Source organism: Luteibacter sp. Sphag1AF (genome assembly GCF_014192715.1).
In the GTDB taxonomy this organism is placed as follows: domain Bacteria; phylum Pseudomonadota; class Gammaproteobacteria; order Xanthomonadales; family Rhodanobacteraceae; genus Luteibacter.
The window spans coordinates 1,209,097-1,228,674 of sequence record NZ_JACHYH010000001.1; the positions used below are offsets into that span (position 1 = coordinate 1,209,097).

General features: G+C 64.8%; 17 protein-coding genes. 11 read left to right on the forward strand and 6 right to left on the reverse strand.

What is annotated here, in order from left to right; all coding sequences use genetic code 11:
• Positions 1 to 71: 71 nt before the first annotated feature.
• The 5 genes from FHW69_RS05500 (at position 72) to FHW69_RS05520 (ending at position 4,273) form a co-directional block, all read left to right on the forward strand.
• Complete coding sequence (locus FHW69_RS05500) at positions 72 to 1,094, forward strand: HWE histidine kinase domain-containing protein (protein ID WP_183421973.1); 1,023 nt, start codon at positions 72 to 74, stop codon at positions 1,092 to 1,094.
• A 165-nt stretch (positions 1,095 to 1,259) separates the two neighbouring features.
• A complete protein-coding gene (locus FHW69_RS05505; protein WP_183421974.1) occupies positions 1,260 to 1,676 on the forward strand; it encodes a YciI family protein in 417 nt (138 codons plus the stop codon).
• 30 nt (positions 1,677 to 1,706) lie between these two features.
• The gene (locus tag FHW69_RS05510) at positions 1,707 to 2,141 is read left to right on the forward strand and encodes a VOC family protein (protein WP_183421975.1); all 435 of its coding nucleotides are present in this window, start codon (positions 1,707 to 1,709) and stop codon (positions 2,139 to 2,141) included.
• A 9-nt stretch (positions 2,142 to 2,150) separates the two neighbouring features.
• On the forward strand, positions 2,151 to 2,921 hold the full coding sequence (locus FHW69_RS05515; protein ID WP_183421976.1) for a YciI family protein: 771 nt from the start codon (positions 2,151 to 2,153) through the stop codon (positions 2,919 to 2,921).
• Between the two features lie 77 nt (positions 2,922 to 2,998).
• Entirely contained in the window at positions 2,999 to 4,273 is a 1,275-nt protein-coding gene (locus tag FHW69_RS05520) for a DUF6596 domain-containing protein (RefSeq protein WP_183421977.1), read from the forward strand.
• 2 nt (positions 4,274 to 4,275) lie between these two features.
• Here FHW69_RS05520 and FHW69_RS05525 read toward each other — a convergent pair whose 3' ends face one another.
• The 6 genes from FHW69_RS05525 to modA form a co-directional block, all read right to left on the reverse strand.
• Positions 4,276 to 4,773, reverse strand: coding sequence for a T6SS immunity protein Tdi1 domain-containing protein (locus tag FHW69_RS05525; RefSeq protein WP_183421978.1), 498 nt, complete (start codon positions 4,771 to 4,773; stop codon positions 4,276 to 4,278).
• 110 nt (positions 4,774 to 4,883) lie between these two features.
• The gene (locus FHW69_RS05530; protein WP_183421979.1) at positions 4,884 to 6,035 is read right to left on the reverse strand and encodes a serine hydrolase domain-containing protein; all 1,152 of its coding nucleotides are present in this window, start codon (positions 6,033 to 6,035) and stop codon (positions 4,884 to 4,886) included.
• Positions 6,036 to 6,059: 24 nt separating this feature from the next.
• A complete protein-coding gene (locus FHW69_RS05535) occupies positions 6,060 to 7,028 on the reverse strand; it encodes a YbhN family protein (protein ID WP_183421980.1) in 969 nt (322 codons plus the stop codon).
• On the reverse strand, positions 7,025 to 7,747 hold the full coding sequence (locus FHW69_RS05540; RefSeq protein ID WP_183421981.1) for an ATP-binding cassette domain-containing protein: 723 nt from the start codon (positions 7,745 to 7,747) through the stop codon (positions 7,025 to 7,027). The genes FHW69_RS05535 and FHW69_RS05540 overlap by 4 nt, the downstream gene beginning before the upstream one ends.
• Positions 7,744 to 8,424 (reverse strand): molybdate ABC transporter permease subunit, encoded by a 681-nt coding sequence (gene modB, locus FHW69_RS05545; RefSeq protein ID WP_183421982.1) that lies wholly within the window; start codon positions 8,422 to 8,424, stop codon positions 7,744 to 7,746. The genes FHW69_RS05540 and modB overlap by 4 nt, the downstream gene beginning before the upstream one ends.
• A 9-nt stretch (positions 8,425 to 8,433) precedes the next feature.
• A complete protein-coding gene (gene modA / locus FHW69_RS05550) occupies positions 8,434 to 9,189 on the reverse strand; it encodes a molybdate ABC transporter substrate-binding protein (RefSeq protein ID WP_183421983.1) in 756 nt (251 codons plus the stop codon).
• A 137-nt stretch (positions 9,190 to 9,326) separates the two neighbouring features.
• Between modA and FHW69_RS05555 the strand changes: the two genes are divergently transcribed.
• The 6 genes from FHW69_RS05555 to FHW69_RS05580 all read left to right on the forward strand — a co-directional run bounded on the left by FHW69_RS05555 (position 9,327) and on the right by FHW69_RS05580 (position 19,477).
• Positions 9,327 to 9,734 (forward strand): DUF2946 domain-containing protein, encoded by a 408-nt coding sequence (locus tag FHW69_RS05555; protein WP_183421984.1) that lies wholly within the window; start codon positions 9,327 to 9,329, stop codon positions 9,732 to 9,734.
• Between the two features lie 43 nt (positions 9,735 to 9,777).
• A complete protein-coding gene (locus tag FHW69_RS05560; RefSeq protein WP_183421985.1) occupies positions 9,778 to 12,057 on the forward strand; it encodes a TonB-dependent receptor in 2,280 nt (759 codons plus the stop codon).
• Positions 12,058 to 12,207: 150 nt separating this feature from the next.
• The gene (locus FHW69_RS05565; RefSeq protein WP_183421986.1) at positions 12,208 to 13,005 is read left to right on the forward strand and encodes a serine/threonine protein phosphatase; all 798 of its coding nucleotides are present in this window, start codon (positions 12,208 to 12,210) and stop codon (positions 13,003 to 13,005) included.
• A gap of 55 nt (positions 13,006 to 13,060) precedes the next feature.
• On the forward strand, positions 13,061 to 15,679 hold the full coding sequence (locus FHW69_RS05570) for an excinuclease ABC subunit UvrA (RefSeq protein WP_183421987.1): 2,619 nt from the start codon (positions 13,061 to 13,063) through the stop codon (positions 15,677 to 15,679).
• 51 nt (positions 15,680 to 15,730) lie between these two features.
• Positions 15,731 to 16,135 carry a hypothetical protein gene (locus FHW69_RS05575; RefSeq protein WP_183421988.1) on the forward strand — a complete coding sequence of 135 codons (405 nt, stop codon included), beginning with the start codon at positions 15,731 to 15,733 and terminating at the stop codon, positions 16,133 to 16,135.
• A 96-nt stretch (positions 16,136 to 16,231) separates the two neighbouring features.
• Positions 16,232 to 19,477: a PAS domain S-box protein gene (locus FHW69_RS05580; RefSeq protein WP_221195383.1), complete on the forward strand. Its 3,246-nt coding sequence runs from the start codon at positions 16,232 to 16,234 to the stop codon at positions 19,475 to 19,477.
• Positions 19,478 to 19,578 lie beyond the last annotated feature (101 nt).

The window sequence follows — 19,578 nt, forward strand, 5'->3', positions numbered from 1 at the left end:
TGCACAGCGGCGCTAGGATAAGGTTCGACGCCCGGGTCTGGGGATCGGGGCTGCATCGTCAGGGTGAATCCATGAACGAAGACGCCGGAAGCCACTTTCCCAGCGCAGCCGGTATCCGTGACACGGAGCTTCGGGAATTGGCCGACTTCGCGCCCGTGATGATCTGGCGAGCGGGCAAGGACAAGCGGTGCGACTGGTTCAATCAGTCCTGGCTGCGGTTCACCGGCCGCAGCATGGACGAGGAACTTGGCTATGGCTGGGCCGAAGGCGTGCACCCGGATGACCTGGACCGCTGCGTCGACACCTACAACGCCTCCTTCGATGCCCGCCAGCCCTTCTCCATGGAGTACCGGTTGCGCCGCGCCGATGGCGAATACGTCTGGCTGCTGGACAACGGCACGCCCTTCAGCCGGAACGGCGAGTTCGCCGGCTACATGGGCAGCTGCGTGGACGTCTCCCATCATCGGGAGTCCACCCGCGCCCAGCGCATTCTTATCAACGAGCTCAACCATCGGGTGAAGAACACCCTGGCCATCGTGCAGGCGATGGCGAGCCAGACCTTCCGCAGCGAGCGGCAGCCCGACGATTCGCTGTCGATCTTCGAGGCGCGCCTCCGGGCGATGGCCGATGCGCACGATCTGCTGGTGGCCCGCTCGTGGGAGGACCTTCCCCTGCAACGCATTATCGAGGCCGCGGTAGCGCCTCACGATCCGGGTGGCGCGCGGGTCGTAACGCACGGCCCCAATGTCATGCTGCGGCCGGAAACGGCCGTGTCCGTGGCGATGGCCTTGCATGAGCTATTCACCAACGCGACCAAGTACGGCGCGCTGTCCAACGCGGTCGGCACGGTCACTGTGTCCTGGACGATTGATGATGCCTCGCCGCCCATCCTGACGGTGAACTGGAAGGAGCGCGGCGGCCCACCCGTGATCGCACCCACCCAGCGGGGGTTTGGTACCCGCTTCATCGAACGGGTGCTGGCTAACCAGGTGGGCGGGACGGCCGAAGTCCGCTTCGCCCCGGACGGCCTGGAGTGCCGGTTTGAAGCGCCCATCGTGCCGCGCCACAGTGGCGCACGACGCCGGCGCGCGTGAGTTTTTCTGCATCCGCTGCCCGTTGGCTGGGGCATGCTCGGGAGTGAGGATCAAAAAAAGAAAAATTATTTCTGATCCCATGTCGATTCGCGGTCCTCTCGTTCGACGTCATGACGAGAACGCGGATTTCCCGCGTCCTGCCACCGACCTTCAAGGAGCAAAAACATGCGATTCATGGTGATCGTCAAAGCCAGTCCCGATACCGAAGCGGGCGTCATGCCCAGCACTGACCTGCTGACGCAGATGGGCCATTACAACGAGTCGCTGGTAAAGGCCGGCATCCTTCTGGCGGCCGATGGCTTGCACCCTTCGTCGCGGGGTGCCCGCGTCCGCTTCAGCGGCAGCCAGCGCGAAGTGATCGACGGGCCGTTTGCTGAAGCGAAGGAACTGATCTGCGGCTTCTGGATGATCCAGGTGGGCTCGATGGCCGAGGCCATTGAATGGGTCAAGCGCTGCCCGATGGACGACTCGGTCCTCGAAATCCGCCAGGTCTTTGAGCCGGAGGAGTTCGGCAACGAATTCACGCCCGAAGCCCGCGAGCAGGAAGAGCGCATCCGCGTCCACCTGTCTGCCCAGCACTGACCGCCCCTCACCCACCCAAGGAACACATTGATGAAACTCAATCCCTACCTGATGTTCAACGGTAACTGCGAAGAGGCCTTCAACTTCTATCAGAAGGCACTTTCGGGCGAGATCACCATGCTTTCCCGCTATGGCGACATGCCGCAGGAGGAAGGCGGCGGTGGTGAGGGGCCGGGGCCGATTCCGCCGGAGTTCCTCGACCGGATCATGCACATGCGCATCGTGGTGAAAGGCCAGACCCTCATGGGCTCCGACGTCCATCCGCGCTTCGGATACAAAGGCATTCAGGGGTGCAGCGTGGCGCTGGGCTTCAACGACGTCGCCGAGGCCGAGCGCGTCTACAAGGCACTGTCCGAGGGCGGCAAGATCGAGATGCCTTTTGCGCCCACGTTCTGGTCGGAAGGCTTTGGCATGTTTGAAGACAAGTTTGGCGTGCCCTGGATGGTCAACGGGCCGGAACGCTGAGAAGTCCCGATGCGCTTCCTGATTGTTCGCAAGGCAGATGCCGCCACCGAAGCGGGCGAGGCCCCCAGCCATGAACTGCTGGTGGCCATGGCCCAGCACCACGACACCCTGGCGGCCGAAGGCCGCCTGCACGGTGGCGAAGGCCTGAAAGCCAGCCGGCATGGCGTCCGGGTCCGCTTTGCGGGCGACGAGATCACGGTGACGGAGGGGCCATTCGCTGAAACCCATGAACTCGTGGCCGGCTTCAGCCTGATTGAAGCCGACTCGCTGGATCACGCTACCGAATGGGTGCGCGAATGGCCCATGGCCGATGCCGGCGGCAACGTCTGCATCGACATTCGCAGCGCGGGCTGCCCTGGGGGACTTGCCGGCATTGCAGTGACGGACGTGGACGATGACACCTCCACGACACGCTTCGCCATCCTGCTGAAAGCCGACGAAGCCAGCGAGCGGGACGTGAATCCCGGGAGCGCCGTGCTTTCGGCCATGGAGCGCGCCAATCGGCAGGGCGTCGAGGCGGGCTTCCTGCTGGCTGGCGAAGGTCTCAAATCCAGTGCCAGCGCCCGGCGTGTCCGCTTCACCCGGGGCGAGGCCACTCTCATCGACGGGCCGTTTGCCGAGATGAAGGAGCTGGTGGCGGGCTTCTGGATCGTGCGGATGGCCTCCATGGAAGACGCGGTAGCCTGGGTGAAAACCTTCCCCTATCCGCGTCGTGAGTCGGCCACGGTGGAAATCCGTCCGCTGTTCGAACTGGCGGAACTGATGGCAACTGCCACCTGACGTGTCACGGCAAGGCACGCCGCCTTTGCGGCGGCGTGCCTTGCACCTGCTCGGTGCCGATGATGTGATCCCCGGTCATGACCGCGACCGACGTCCATCGCACCATCAATGAACTCTGGCGGATCGAATCGCCGCGGCTGATTGCCGGTATCGCGCGCATGGTTCGCGATGTGGGGCTTGCCGAAGAGCTCGCCCAGGACGCCCTCGTGGCTGCGCTGGAGCAGTGGACGGCACAAGGCGTGCCCGACCGCCCGGGTGCGTGGTTGATGACCACCGCGAAACATCGCGCCATCGACCGCATCCGGCGCGAACGCATGGCGGGCCGCAAGATGGAAGCGCTGGCGTACGAAGCCGATGCGCTGGGCGAACTGCCCGCAGATGCCCTCATGGATGCGCTTGATGACGACATCGGCGACGATCTTCTTCGACTGCTGTTCGTGGCGTGCCACCCGGTGCTGTCCATCGACGCACAGCTGGCGCTCACGCTGCGTCTGCTGGGCGGCCTGACGACCGGGGAAATTGCCCGCGCCTTCCTGGTGCCCGAAGCCACCATGGCGCAACGCATCGTGCGCGCCAAACGCAGCCTGTCCGATGCGGGCGTGACCTTCGAAGTGCCGGGCGCCAACGAGCGGCAGGCGCGGCTGGACGCCGTGCTGCGGGTGATCTACCTCATCTTCAACGAAGGTTATGCGGCCACGGCGGGCGACGACTGGATGCGCCCATCGCTGTGTGAGGAGGCGATGCGCCTGGGCCGCGTGCTTGTCGGCCTGATGCCACGCGATCCGGAAGTGCATGCGCTGGTCGCGCTGATGGAAATTCAGTCATCCCGCTCGGCGGCGCGCACCGACGCGCACGGCAATCCGGTGCTGCTGCTGGAACAGGATCGCTCACGCTGGGACCATTTGCTGATCCGGCGCGGCCTGGCTGCACTGGCGCGCGCCGGGCAACTGACCGATGAGCCGGGACCCTATGCTTTGCAGGCTGCCATCGCGGCGTGTCACGCCCGGGCACTCGCCCCGGAACAGACGGACTGGCAGCGCATTGCCATGCTCTACGACGAGTTGCAGCACCTCACGCCTTCGCCCGTGATCGAGCTGAACCGCGCGGTTGCCGTGCTTATGGCAGAGGGCCCGGAAGCGGCCCTGGCTCTGGTTGAGCCATTGATGGACGAACCCGCGCTGAAGCATTACCACCTGCTGCCCAGCGTCCACGGCGATCTGCTGTTCCGGTTGGGCCGGCTGGCGGAAGCGCGCGATGAGTTTCATCGCGCAGCCTCGCTCACCCGCAATGCGCGCGAGCAGCAACTGCTCACCGCGCGTGCCCGGATGTGCGCAGACGGCCTGAACGGGTGAACTCAGTGCGGACGCTCGGGAGCGTCCGGCACTTCAAATTCGATGTCCGTACCGTCAGCAAGCCCCTGGATGGCCTCGATCATCTCACCGGTTTCGCTGAAATGCTGAATCGCGGTGACGGGACGCAGGTTTTCCGGCTCGTACAGGCCATCGGCGAAGATCGGCAGCGTGTCGTACGTGTAGCACTCGCCCGGCGCCAGCACCTTGCCCTGCTCATGCAGTGCTTCGATCAGACCCGGCAGCAGCCAGTCGTCCTGCACTTCGGTATCGCGCAGCAGCTCGTTGAACTCAGGCACCGTCCCGGCAACCTTGTCGTTCTCACCCGTACCGGTGTTGAGCCAGTAGACGCCGCCCTCGTCCGCCTCGTAGAACATGTCGCCCAGCGCGGAGAACAGCAGCGGGGTGAATGCGGTACCGACTCGCCATTCCCAGGCCTTGGCCAATGCCGCGATCGCGTCAGCGTCGGGCTTGCAGATCAGATCGTCCCAAGTGAGGGCCATACGGGATTCCAGCGTCTTTCGGGTAGAGGAACCGGCATTTTAGGCCCTCCGGGCGGGACGAGGTAGCGATCCGTTCGTGCAGACCCCGACATTGTGCGATGGCGGGCCTGCTACTGCGCAGCCGCCGCCGTTACCGCATCAACAAACGCCTGGCGGTCACGCGCCTGCACCGCATCCGTCGCCACGGGCCATGCCGCTAGCTGCACGATCACGAGACGGCGCGCCGGGTCCACCCAAAGCAGCTGACCAAAAATGCCGATTCCCGCGTAGCGGCCGCCATCAAACGTCCACCACTGGTAACCATAGCCTCGCCCCGGCAGACCGATATCGGCATGGCTGCGCGTGGCATCGGCAAGCCAGCCATCCGCCAGAACCGGTTTCCCCTGGGCGACGCCGCCATCAAGCAGGAACTGCCCCATGCGCGCATAGTCAGCCAGGGTAGCGGACACGCCCGAGCCACCGGCTTCCACGCCATCCACAGGGTCCTTCAGCCACAACGCGTCGCTGGCCATGCCATACGGCTTCCAGATGGTTGCCGAGAGGTAGTCCGCCAGCGTGCGACCGGTGGCGCGATTCACAAGGATGCCGATCAGATCGGTTTCGCCCGTTTTGTAGACCCACTTCGAGCCCGGCGCGGACTCAGCTGGCAAACGTGCCATGTACGACACCAGCAACGGCGTACCCGGCTGACGCACCCCCTCGTACATCTGCGCCACATCCGATGCGGGATCGGCGTAATCCTCATTCCAGCGCACACCCGACGTCATGCTGAGCAGCTGCCGCACAGTGACGTGTTGGTAGCCGCTGCCACTCAGTTCGGGAATGTAGCGGGTGACCGGGTCATCCAGATCATGGATGGACCCGTCACGCAACGCCGCGCCCACCAGCGTGGAGGTGAACGATTTGGCGACAGAGAACGAGGTCCAGCGTTGCCCCGGGCCAAACCCCAGCCCGTAACGTTCCAGCCGGACCTTCCCGTCCTGCAACACCATGATGCCGGCCACGTGGTGCGCGGCCATGTAGCTGTCCAGTGTGGTGCCGTCCGTCCAGCGCGGCACAAGGGGGGTGCCGGGCACCAACGCATGCACGATGGACCCGTGAGGCACGCGATTGCTGGCGTACTGGGTTTCCATCGCGCGGAAATGGGCTTCGCGATCCGGCTGATTCCAGAACAGCACATCGGTGCGACGGGCGTGAGGTGTGGACGCGCAGGCGGCGCAGAGGCCAAGCGTGGCGATAACAAAAAAGCGCAGGAATGACATGGCGCGACTATACCGGCCGGGCGCTCAGTGCGCCGATACGCTGACCCCGCGCCGCACACGCGAGCGGCGCCGGATTTCGAACGCCACCAGGGCCAGCGATGACACCACGAAGGGGAACAATCCGTAGATCACCCGATACGCCAGCAACGCGGCCAACACCTGCGGTCGCGCTTCTTCCGGAAACGAGGCAAGCGTCAACGCTTCAAAAGCACCTATGCCACCGGGCGCGTTGCTGACAATGCCCGCGATCACCGCGCCCATGTAAATGGGTATGAAATCAATAAAGCTGCCTGCCAGCTCGGGGGGCAGAAGCAGATACATCGCGGCGATGGCGGCGGTCATTTCCACCGTGCCGATCACGATCTGCGCACCCGCCGAACGAGCCGACGGCACGGGGGTGGAGAATTTGCCGATGCGAAGATCGGTGTGCTTGCCCGACAACCATTTCAACAAAATGGCGAACGCGAGAATCAGCACCACGCCCGGCCAACGCCCCCAGCCATGCGTGATCGATGGCTCCAGCATCAACGCAATGCACGTGATGGCAGCAAAACCCATCGCGACACTGAAGCCCACCAGCCCGACAATGCGCGCCACATCCGGTGCCGTGACGCCGCGCGTCGACAGAAGGCGATAACGCAGCGCCGTGCCGGTAATGGCATGGAAGCCCAGCGCGTTGCAGATGGCGTGCGACGTCGTGCCCGAGAACAGCGCCATCCGCGTGGACACTTGCCCCGGCACCACCGTGCGCACCGCGAACAGGTCGTATGTGGCGAGTGCTGCCCAGCTCACCAGCGTGGCCGCCACGGAACCGACGACATGCCAGCGGGGCGTGCGTTCCAGTGCAGCCAGCACGTCGCGCCACGACATCTTCGAGATGTATTTGTCGAGCACCCACGCGGCGGCAGCCACGACGAAAATCGCCAGGGCATAGTGAATGACGGGGCCGAGCCAGGCGCGGCGGGGCCGGGGTGCGTCGTTGCGGCGGGTCACGGGAGGTCGCTGTCCATGCGCGTTGGTGGCGCGGCTGATGTCGTGGATCGCGCATCTTCCCACAATCGTCCATCGCGGATTTCGATCGTGTGACCCTCCAGCGCAACCACGTCAGCCGGATCGTGCGTGATGACCATCAATTGCAGATCCAGGCGCGCCTGCCATTGAAGCAACTCGCTGCGCATGCGTTCGCGAAGCGCCGGATCAAGCGCCGCAAATGGCTCGTCCAGCAACACGATACCCGGCTCGGCGGCCAGCGCACGTGCCAGCGCCACGCGCTGACGCTGGCCTCCGGAGATGCGCGCCGGATAGCTGTGAGCCACCGCGCCCAACTCGAACATCTCCAGCCAGTGAGCGACCACGGGCGACATGCGCCGACGCGGCGGGTTGAGCACGCCACGGGTGAGCCCGAAGCCGATGTTCTGAGCCACGGTCAGATGCGGAAACAGCGCGTAATCCTGAAACAGATACGCCACCTGGCGATCACGCGCCGGAAGATTGATACCCGCCCGCGCGTCGTAGAGCGTTCGCCCGCCCACCCGGATATGCCCGGCATCGGGCGTCAACAGGCCCGCGATGGCCCGCAGGGTGAGGCTCTTGCCGGCGCCGGAAGGGCCGAACAGCACAATGCGGCGACTATCCGATGAGAAGGCCACGTCCAGCGAAAAACGCCGGTCGTCGGCCGTGAGCTGTCGGGAGATGGCGACGTCGACGCTCATGAATCGAGCCGCCGTACCGGTGCATGTCCGGGCGCCAGCCACGCGGCAAGCAACAGCGCCACCACGCAGGTGACCGAGGTGACGATCACCATCAGCCCGGCCACCTCGTCGTGGCCCGCACCCACGGCGGCGTAGATGGCGACGGAAAGGGTCTGCGTACGCCCCGGCAAATTGCCGGCAATCATCAGCGTGGCACCGAACTCGCCCATCGCGCGGGCGAAGGCGAGCAGCGCGCCGGCAGTGATCCCGCGCGCCGCCAGCGGCAACGACACCCGGAAAAACACAGGCAGCTCGCGCAGCCCCAGCACGCGCGCGGCGTTTTCCAGTTGAGGATCAACATTTTCAAAGGCGGCGCGTGCCGCCTTCTGCACCAGTGGAAAGGCCACCAGCGTGGAAGCGACGACCGCGCCCTGCCAGGTGAACACGAAGCGGATGCCATGCCGGTCCAGCCACTCCCCAACGACGCCGTGCGTTCCAAGCAGCACAAGCAGGTAATAGCCCAGCACGGTGGGCGGCAGCACCAGCGGCAGCGTCAGGATGGCGTCGACAAGCTCGCGGACGGGATGGCGCCAGCGCGACAAGCCGTACGCCACCGCCACGCCCAGCACGAGGTTGATGCCCGTGGCCCATAGCGCGACCTTCAGCGACAGCGCGAGGGGAATCCAGATCTCGCCCATGGCGGCCGATCAGGGCGCGCGGAAACCGAAGGTCCGCAGGATCGACTGACCTTGTGCCGAGAGCACGAAGTCCCCGAACGCGCGGGCGTCGGCCTGCTGTTTCGACCCGGCGACAACGGCAAGCGGGTAGCTGATCGGCCTGGGTGTCGGCACAACCGCCACGACCCTGACCTTGTCTTTCATTACAGAGGCATCGGTCGCAAACACGAAGCCCGCGTCCACTTCGCCACGCGCCACGTAGTCAAGACTCTGCCGCACGTTCTGGGCGAGCACACCCTTGGCCGAAACGCCCTTCCACAGGCCGGAGGCTTCCAGCGCTGCCTGCGTGTAGCGGCCCACGGGCACGGAGCCGGGATCGCCGTACGCCACGCGATGCACGTCCGCATGGATCAGATCCGCCGGGCCCGTGATCGACAGCTTGCCCGCCGCCGGTACGATGAGGACCAGCGCGTTGGTGGCAAAGTCGCGGCGCGTGGCCGGGTCCACGGCCTTCGCACTGACGGCCTTGTCCATCGCCGTCTGATCCGCGGAAGCGAAGACATCAGCGGGCGCGCCCTGGGAAATCTGCCGGAGCAGGATGTCCGAGGCGGCAAAGTTCAGCACGACATGTGTGTCAGGGTGCTTTGCTTCGTAGGCCTTGCCCACGGCCTGGAAGGCGTCCGTAAGGCTGGAGGCCGCTGATACCACCAGATCGCCGGCCGATGCCGTGACCGCTGCCGTCGCGAGAACGACGGCGAAGAGCAGACGGGGAACAGGTCGGCGCATGGCTTGGCTTCCTTCAGCGTGAGTGGCGATAGTAACCGGGGGACCCGCCCACGCCATGGCGCGGGCATCGCGCGGCGGTTTGCCGCAGAACCCCTTCGGCGCGGTCGTGCGATCATCTCTGGACCCGGGTCCAGGGTATGAGTTTCAAGGGGATGCTGGTGCATCGCAACGTGACGCAAAGCCGGTGGCTGACAGGGATGGCGATGTTCGCCCTCTGGCTGGCCATCCTGGCGCCGGTGGCCTCCAGGGTCATGCCGGCAGCGGACGCGTTGGACACCATGGGAGCCTGGTGCGAAGGACGCGCCGGGCTCGTCGACCACCCACCGTCGCATGCCGAGGACTCACACGACATCGGGCACATGGATGCCTGTGGCTACTGCACGCTGCTGGCCCAGCAACCCGGGCTCGGCAGCGTTGCCTTCGTAGCGCCCTTCGTACCTGTCAGCGGTTTCATTGCCGCCCCCCTGCCGTCACTGCAAGCGACGGATACACCGTTTGCGCGTCACGCCCCTGCTCGCGGACCACCTGGTTTCAAGAACGCCTGATCGCTTCGATTGGAAGTTTTCTTAAACCTACTGGACTGACTGCATGTCGATTCGTTCGCTTTACGAAGGCGGGCCTCTGGCCGTCGCCATCGCCTGCGCGCTGATCTCCCCGGCCTATGCCGACGAGCCGCAACGCACGCAAACCCTTCAGGAAATCCGCGTGTCCGCGCTGGGTAACGCACCCGCCGTGGACCCCAACATGCCGGCGCCGGTGGAAAGCGTCACGGCGGAGAAGCTGGCTCGCCTCAACGTGGTGAACGTGGAGGATGCCGTGAAGTACATGCCGGCCTTCGGTATCCGCAAGCGCTTCATCGGCGACGAAAACGCCACGTTCTCAGTGCGCGGCACCAGCAATCAGCAAAGCGCCCGTGGGCTCGTATATCTGGATGGCTTGTTGCTGAGCAATCTTCTGGGCAACAACTGGGCCAATCCGCCACGCTGGTCGATGGCGTTTCCCGACAACCTCGCCCGTGTCGATGTGATCTATGGCGCGTATTCCGCGTTGTATCCGGGCAATGCCATCGGCGCGACGGTCGTCATGACCACGCGGATGCCCACCCGACGCGAAATCACCGCCGAAATGCAGGGCTTCACCCAGCACGTGGATACCTACGGCGTGAATCGCAATTACGGCGGCAGCCGCCAGTCGGTGACCTACGGCGATCGCGTGGGCAAGGTGTCGTTCCTGCTGGGCGTCTCGCACCTTCAGTCCAACGGTCAGCCGCTGGTGTACGCGACGCAGAACGCGTCGGCCATCACGGGCAGCACGCGGCCGGTGAGCGGCGCCATCGGGGATACCGGCACCACGGGGCTTCCCCGCCAGGTGCTGGGCATCAACTCCGAAGGACAGGAAGCGACGAGCCAGAACGAGGCGAAGCTCAAGGTCACCTACGACATCACGCCGACGCTGCAAGCCGGCATCAGCGCCGATTACTGGCAACAGGACATGTCCCACCGCACGCAGAGCGCGCTGCGTGATGCGGCCGGCAACCCGGTGTATGCCGGCGTGGTGAGCATCGCGGGCAAGCAGTACACGCTGCCGGCGAATTTCTTCGCACCCAGCACGCGGCAAAGCCGCAACTATCTGTACGGCGTATCGCTGGGCACGCATCGGGCGTCGGGCTGGAACATCGAGGCAAACGCCTCGTACTTCGACATGGACCAGAACCGCGACCGGGTGGCCTCGGCCTATACGTACAACGGCGCGGGCCAGCTCACCGCAGGCGACGGCAGCCGCTGGCGCACATTCGACCTTCGCGCCAGCTACCGGCCCGACGCAATCGCGCCCAACACGCACTGGCTGAGCTTCGGTTATCACTACGACGGCTATGCGCTGGCCAATGATGTCGCCTCGCTGGCGCAATGGCGTACGGGTAGCGCCACGGCGGATCTCGGTGGCAACACCGGCTCGACGCAAACCCAGGCCCTGTACGTGCAGGACGCCTGGCAGCTGACCGACCGCTGGCAACTGACGACGGGCGCCCGCTTCGAACAATGGCGCGCATTCGACGGCACACGTTCGACGGCAACCGCTTCCATCGGCTACCCCGGACGCAAGGAAACGCATACCTCGCCCAAGGCGTCCCTGAGCTGGCAGGCCGCTGACGAACTGGTCCTGCGCCTTTCCGCCGCGCGCGCCTACCGGTTTCCCACCGTCAACGAACTGTTCCAGGGAAGTTTCAATGGCCTGGCGCTCATCAACAACAATCCGAACCTGAAGCCTGAAAACGATCTCTCCCGTGAGCTGTCAGCCCAGTGGTATCGCGGCCACGGCGTCACCCGCGTGTCGCTGTATCGAAGCGACACGCGCAACACGCTTTTCAGCCAGACCAACACCACGGTTTTCCCCACCGTGACCAATGTGCAGAACGTGGGTCTTGTGCGCACACGCGGGGCGGAAGTCAGCTACGACGGTCAGGGAGTGGGATTTAGCTGGCTGGACGTGACGGCAAACGCGACGTACACGCAGGCGACAACGGTACGCAACGATCAGAATCCAGCGTCTGTGGGCAAGCAGTTCTATCGCATCCCCCGCTGGCGCGCCAACCTGATCACCACCTGGCACACCTCCGCGCGCACCCTTCTGACGGTGGCCGGACGTTACTCCGGACGCCAGTACAACACGCTTGATCACAGCGACATTAATCCGGACACGTTCGGCGGCGCCAGCGCATTCCTCACCTGGGATGCGAAATTCGTCTACAGGCCCACCGACCAGTTGGACCTCGGTGTTGGTGTGGATAACCTCACTGACCGGCGCTATTACGTGTACTACCCGTATCCGTCGCGCACCTTCATGGTGGAGGCAAAGCTGCACATGTAGCGGATGCGGCGCTTCGCCGCGGTTGAAACAGGATAATTCGCCCTAAAATGAGGCACGGGAGACACGACGGCGCATGGGCGCCGTCTCATTGACACGCACGCAACGCCGGCGTTGGGGGAAATCCGGCGGATGTGTGCGCGGAGCAGCGTCATGGTTCAGCAGTTTTCCCTCGGTGGCCACATTGCGTGGCTGAAGCGCTATGAGGCCGATGGCGCCTCGCGCCGGCTCCTTGTACGCGTGTGGAATGCGCTGGTCACCCGGCTCGGCATCACGCCGCTGCGCTCACCGCCCCGTTATGTGGGCGAGGACGCCAAGATCATCGAACATCGTCGCATTGAGGTATTGCGTGCCTGCGGTGCGACCGTGCCCGACATTCTCGGCGAAGGCCCTGCCAGCCTGATCCTCAGCGACATGGGCCCCACCCTTGCCTCGCAACTGAAAAAACTGCCCGCCAGTCAGCGCGATGAACTGGTGGAGCAAACGGCACGTGCCATCGGCGACCTGCACGCGCGCGGCGGTTATCTGGGTCAGGCATTTGCCCGCAACATCACCGTGGGCCCGAACGGCGTGGGCTTCATCGACTTTGAAGATGATCCCGGCGAGGTGATGTCGCTGCCTCAGGCGCAGGCCCGCGACTGGATTCTGTTCGCCGCCGGCATGGGCAAGCATTACCGCGGCCGCGTGGATTTTCTGGCCCGCATCCTGGCCCGCACCTCCAGAGAGGCCGATGCCGAGGTGATCAGCGAAGTGGAAAGCGCGGTAAAGCGACTGGGCTTCGTGCGCCGCATCGGCCGCTTTCTCGGCCGGGGCGCACGCGATACCGCTTCGTCAGTCGCCGCACTGGCGCGCGCTTTCGGTAGCGCATCGGTGCTGGCGCTGATGGTGGACGTGATGAGCGATGGTGACTGCGACCTGTGGATGGGCTTCGTCGCGGCGCTTCAGGGCTGATCCGCCATGACGGCTCGTCGACGCGGGACAGACAGGGACGTTCTATCCTTGCGCGATGACCACCACCCGTGACAAATCCGGCTTCGTGCGCGTCCGTGGGGCGCGCGAGCACAACCTGAAGAACGTCGACGTCGACGTGCCGCGCGATGCGCTGGTGGTGTTCACCGGCGTCTCCGGCTCCGGCAAATCCTCGCTGGCGTTCGGCACGCTGTACGCCGAAGCCCAGCGTCGCTACTTCGAATCTGTCGCGCCCTATGCGCGCCGCCTGATCGACCAGGTAGGCGTTCCCGACGTGGACGACATCGAAGGACTGCCGCCGGCGGTGGCTTTGCAGCAGGCACGCGGCACGCCCGGTGCACGATCCTCGGTCGGCAGCGTGACCACGCTGTCCAGCTTCGTGCGCATGCTCTATTCACGCGCTGGCGAATACCCGGCAAAGCAGCCGATGCTGTTTGCCGAGGACTTCTCGCCCAACACACCGCAGGGGGCGTGCCCGCATTGTCAGGGTCTGGGCAAGGTCTATGAAGTGACCGAAGAGACGATGGTGCCCGATCCGTCGCTGACGATCCGCGAGCGCGCCATCGCGTCCTGGCCTCCGGCCTGGCATGGGCAGAACCTGCGCGACATCCTGGTCACTCTGGGCTATGACGTCGACATTCCCTGGCGCGATCTGCCGAAGAAGGACCGGGAATGGATCCTTTTCACTGAAGAGCAGCCGGTCGTCCCCGTCTATGCGGGCTTCACCCCTGCTGAAACACGGGCAGCGCTGCGCCGCAAGACAGAGCCCAGCTACCAGGGCACGTACATGGGTGCACGCCGCTACGTGCTGCATACCTTCACCACGACACAAAGCGCCATGATGAAAAAGCGCGTTTCGCGCTACATGCGCGGCAGCGTGTGCCCGAAGTGCGACGGCAAGCGGCTGAAACCTGAGTCCCTGTCGGTGACGTTCGCCGGGCTGGACATCGGCGCATTGTCACAACTTCCTTTTGATCGGCTGCTGGAGGTGCTGCGCCCCGCCGCCGAAGGCCGTTTTGACGAGGCGCGCGAGGTTGCGACCCGCAGCCGCGCCGATGGCATCAGCGATGCCGCGAAGCGCAAGGCAAAAGGCGGGGCCGCGCATGTGGGTTCGTCCGATGTGCGCCGCACGCCCAATCTGTCTGAAGAGAAGCGTATCGCGGCACAGCGCATTGCCCATGATCTGGTCGGCCGCATCGAAACCATGCAGTCGCTCGGGCTGGGTTACCTGTCGATGGAGCGCAGCACGCCGACGCTGTCGCCGGGCGAACTTCAGCGGCTGCGGCTGGCTACACAGATCCGCTCCAATCTCTTCGGCGTGGTGTACGTGCTGGACGAGCCTACCGCCGGCCTGCATCCGGCCGACGGCAACGCGCTGCTTGCGGCGCTGGAGTCCCTGCGCCAGTCCGGAAACTCGATCTTCGTGGTGGAACATGATCTGGACACCATGCGCCGCGCCGACTGGCTGGTGGACGTGGGCCCGGACGCTGGCGAACGGGGCGGCCGCGTCCTCTACAGCGGGCCGCCTGCCGGCTTGCGCGAGGTCGCCGAATCGCGCACGGCACGCTACCTGTTCAACCTCACACCTCCCGCGCCGCGCGAGCCGCGCCAGCCATCGGGCTGGCTCGAGCTCAAAGGCATCACCCGCAACAACCTGCGCCAACTGGATGCGCGCATTCCGCTGGGGGTGTTCGTGGCCGTGACCGGCATTTCCGGTTCGGGCAAATCCAGCCTCATCAGCCAGGCTCTGGTCGAACTGCTGGGGCAGCATCTGGGACACGACGACGAGGAACCGGACAGCGCCGACGCGGACGACGGCGAACCGGTCATTCTGGCCACGACGGGCGGCCGCATCGCGTCGGGTGCCGATCAGGTCAAGCGGCTCATCCGCGTGGACCAGAAGCCCATCGGGCGGACACCGCGCTCCAACCTGGCCACCTACACCGGCCTGTTCGACCACGTGCGCAAGCTGTTCGCGGGTACGCCTGCGGCAAAAGCCAAACGCTACGACGCGGGGCGCTTTTCCTTCAACGTGGCCAAGGGGCGCTGCGACACCTGTGAGGGCGAAGGCTTTGTCAGCGTGGAACTGCTGTTCATGCCCAGTGTTTATGCGCCCTGCCCTACCTGCCACGGTGCGCGTTACAACGAGCAGACCCTCAAGATCACCTGGAACGGCAAATCGATTGCCGAGGTACTGGGCATGACCGTGGAAGAAGCCCACGCGTTCTTCGCCGACGAGACCGCACTCCTGCGTCCGCTGTCGCTTCTGATGCAAATTGGCCTCGGCTATCTGCGGCTTGGCCAACCGGCCACCGAACTGTCCGGGGGCGAAGCCCAACGCATCAAGCTGGCCACCGAACTGCAACGCACGCAACGCGGACATGCGGTGTATGTGCTGGACGAGCCCACCACCGGCTTGCACCCCTTTGACGTGGAGAAGCTCGTCGCGCAATTGCAGCGGCTGGTGGATCAGGGCCACACGGTCGTGGTGGTGGAGCACGACCTGCGTGTCGTGGCCGGCAGCGACTGGGTCATGGATGTGGGCCCCGGCGCGGGCGACGAGGGCGGAAAAATTGTGGTCAGCGGACCTCCTGCCGAGGTCGCCGCCTGCCCATCAAGCCGGACTGCGCCGTATCTGCGCCCGCTGGTTTCCTGAGCGAATTCGCAAGTATTCGTGGTGAATGCGCCCCCGGCTCCGGTATGCTGGATGGCCGCATCCGCGGTCCAACCCTGGAACTGCACGCCCGTGCCCGTACTTCGACTTGCCTTCGTCGTCATGCTTTTCGTGTGCGGCACCGCATCCGCCCAAAGCGTGGAATCCGATACGCGCGTGGAAGGCATTGGCATCGTGAAGCACTACGCCACCATCCGCGCGATGGCCGGGCAGCTTTGCGGCATGGATGCGGATGACCTGGCCGCTTATGACACCCACGTGCGGGCCGTGATCACCGCAACGCCGGGTGGCCAGCAGGCATACGACGCGTCCACGACCACGGCCAATGGGCAGATTGCTGCTGTGCTGACGCGGTCGCCGACGGAAATCGACGAAGCGAAGCAGGCCACCTGCCCGCAGGTAAAAGCAACGTTCCTGCAATTGGGCATCCAGCCCTGATCCCGGGCAACCCCAACCGATAAGTGTTGCGGGCCAACGGACGCGCTACCATCCCGCTCCCGGTCACGCGCCGCCGAAACGATTCGCCTGCCGTCCATGAATGCCGAGCAAAGCGTCTCCACGCCCACCTTTCTCGCCCGCGGCGGCGAACTGGGCTCGATGATTGCAGCCCTGAACTGGGCAGCCACGCCACTCGGCGCACTGGACGAATGGCCCGCCTACCTGCGTCACACGGTCGCCCTGATGCTTCGCGCCAAAGTTCCCATGGTGATTTTCTGGGGACGGGCAGGCCACATGATTTACAACGACGCATACCGCGACATCGCCGGTGCCCGCCACCCGGAGGTGCTGGGTGTCAGCGTGCTGGAGGCATGGCCGGAACTGGCGTCGTTCAACGCCCGCGTCATTGATGAAGTGCTGGCCGGAGGTACGCTTGCCTACCGCGACGAGCATCTGGTGATCCTGCGATCCGACAAGCCCGAAGACATCTGGCTGCACATCGACTACAGCCCCATCGTCGACGACGACGGGACGCCGGTCGCCGTGATGACGCTTGTTAAAGACACGACCAAGCGGGTCCAGGTGGAGCAGCGCCTGCGCATTGCCCAGCAGGCGGGCGGCGTAGGCACCTTTGAGTGGTTCCCCGAAGACGGCCGGCTGGAAGTGTCGGACGAGTACCGCCGGATCTGGGGGCTGGAAGGCGATGTCGCCGTCACCGAATCCCTGCTGGTTGGCCTGGTGCATCCGGACGACCGCCACGCGGCAGGCACGAATCGCCTGGACCGCCCCAATCCGCTGGACTACGCCGAGTATCGGCGACTGGACCCTGTTACCGGCAGCATCCGCTGGATAGCACGCCGTGGCGAGGTCATCGCGGGCCCCGAACATGCGCGTAGCCGCTACCTCGGCATTGCCATGGACATCACCGACCGCAAGCTTGCCGAACAGGCGGTGCGGGAAAGTGAGTCGCGCTGGCGCAACCTGTTTGAGCAAATGCAAGAAGGCTTCTTCATCGGCGAAGCTGTCCGCGACGAGCGAGGCCAGATGATCGACTTCGTGTTCGTCGAGCTCAACCCCGCGTTCGAGCAACAGACCGGCGTGGAGATTTCACTCGCCATGGGCCGGCCGCTGAGCGAAGTACTGCCCGGCACACCCGTCGAACTGATGCAGCGCTACGCCAAAGTCCTTGCGACCGGTGTCCCCGACGAATTCGAACTGCAGGTCGCTGCGCTGGAGGATCGCTGGTTCGAGGCGCGTGTGCGCCCTGCCGGCGGTGATCGCTTCGCCGTGCTCTTTGTGGATATCTCGTTGCGCAAGGCCAGCGAACGGGTTATTGCCGAAAGCGCCGAGCGATTCCGCAGCATGGCGCAGTCCATGCCCAACCACGTCTGGACGTCACGCCCGGACGGCCTGCTGGACTGGTTCAACGAGCGGGTTTACACCTACGCGGGCGTTCCCCACGGCACGCTGGATGGCGAGGCCTGGGCCACGCTGGTGCATCCGGAAGAACGCGAGGAAGCGGCCCGCGCGTGGGTCGATGCGATTGCACGCGGGCAGAACTACGAAACCGAATTCCGCATCCGCCGACACGACGGTGAATGGCGCTGGCATATCGTGCGTGCCGTACCGCAACGTGACAGCGATGGCCGCATTGACCGCTGGATTGGCACGAACACCGACATCGAAGATCAAAAAGCGGCGGAAGCCGCACTATCCAACCTTGCAGCAACGCTGGAAGACCGCGTTGCCCAGCGCACCGGAGAACTGCTGCGCACCCAGGATGCCCTCCGGCAAAGCCAGAAAATGGAATCGCTGGGCAACCTTACCGGTGGCGTGGCGCACGACTTCAATAATCTGTTGCAGGTCATCAGCGGCAACCTGCAATTGCTGAGTGCCGATATCGCCGGCAACGAGCGTGCCGAGCGGCGCGTGGCCAATGCGATGTCCGGTGTGGCGCGCGGGTCCAAACTTGCCACGCAGCTGCTTGCCTTCGGACGTCGTCAGCCGCTGGCGCCCAAAGTGGTGAATATCGGGCGCTTCATCCGCGACATGGACGACCTGCTTCGTCGTGCACTGGGTGAAGCCATCGAAGTGGAAACCGTGATCGCGGGCGGCCTCTGGAACACGCTGATCGACCCGAGCAATGTGGAAAACGCACTGCTAAACCTGGCAATCAACGCACGCGACGCGATGAATGGCCAGGGACGCCTGACCATCGAGGCAGGCAATGCCTTTCTCGATGCCGCATACGTGGACGCCCATGAAGACGTGACCGCAGGCCAGTACGTGTTGCTGGCGGTCACCGATACCGGAACCGGCATGCCGCCGGACGTGGTCGACAAAGTGTTCGAGCCATTCTTCACGACAAAACCAGAGGGCCGCGGTACGGGCCTGGGGCTTTCGATGGTGTACGGCTTCGTCAAGCAATCCGGCGGCCACATCAAGATCTACAGCGAACCCGGCCACGGCACCACCATCAAGCTTTACCTGCCGCGTTCCACGCAAAGCGAAGACCTCATCGTTGACGTCGACACCGGCCCCGTTACGGGCGGCACCGAGACCATTCTGGTGGCCGAGGACGACGATGCCGTGCGCGATACCGTGGTGGCGATGCTTGGCGATCTGGGCTACCGCGTGCTCAAAGCCCGGGATGCACAGAGCGCCATGTCGATCATCGAAAGTGGCGTGCCCATCGACCTGCTGTTTACCGACGTGGTGATGCCGGGCCCGCTGAAAAGCCCGGAAGTGGCGCGTCAGGCGCGCGAACGCCTGCCCAACATCGCCGTACTGTTCACCTCCGGCTACACCGAAAACTCCATCGTTCATGGCGGTCGCCTGGATGAAGGCGTCGAATTGCTCAGCAAGCCGTACACGCGCGAAATGCTGGCCCGACGCCTGCGTCAGGTGCTGGCAAATCAGGCCCAGCGGCGCGTTCCCGCGCATGCCGATGCGAAGGTTGCGCCAGCACAGACGCTACAGCCCGCGCGCATCATCGTGTGCGAGGACGACTGGCTCATTCGTGCGACGGTGGTCGAAATGTTGCAGATGAAAGGCCACGACGTGCGTGAGGCTGGCGATGCGCTGGCCGCCCTTGCCCTGCACTCGCAGATGCCGGCCGACGTACTCATTACCGACGTGAGCCTGCCCGGCATGTCCGGCGTGGAACTGGCACGCACGCTGCGGACACAACACCCGGAACTGGTGGTGATCTTTGCCACCGGGCATGCGAATGTCGCGGGCGTCGAAGCGGGGGCGCGTACGGCGGTATTGTCCAAGCCTTATGGCTCGGAACTGCTCGTAACAACGATGGCCTCGCTTATCCCCGGGGCGCACACAGCCTGAGCCGCGTGCCCGCGCAACGCGGGCGCTGCTTTCCAACATGTCGGGCGGCTCCGGCAGGCCTCGCATGCCCGATTCCGGCAGTCTCACGCCCCTTCGGGACA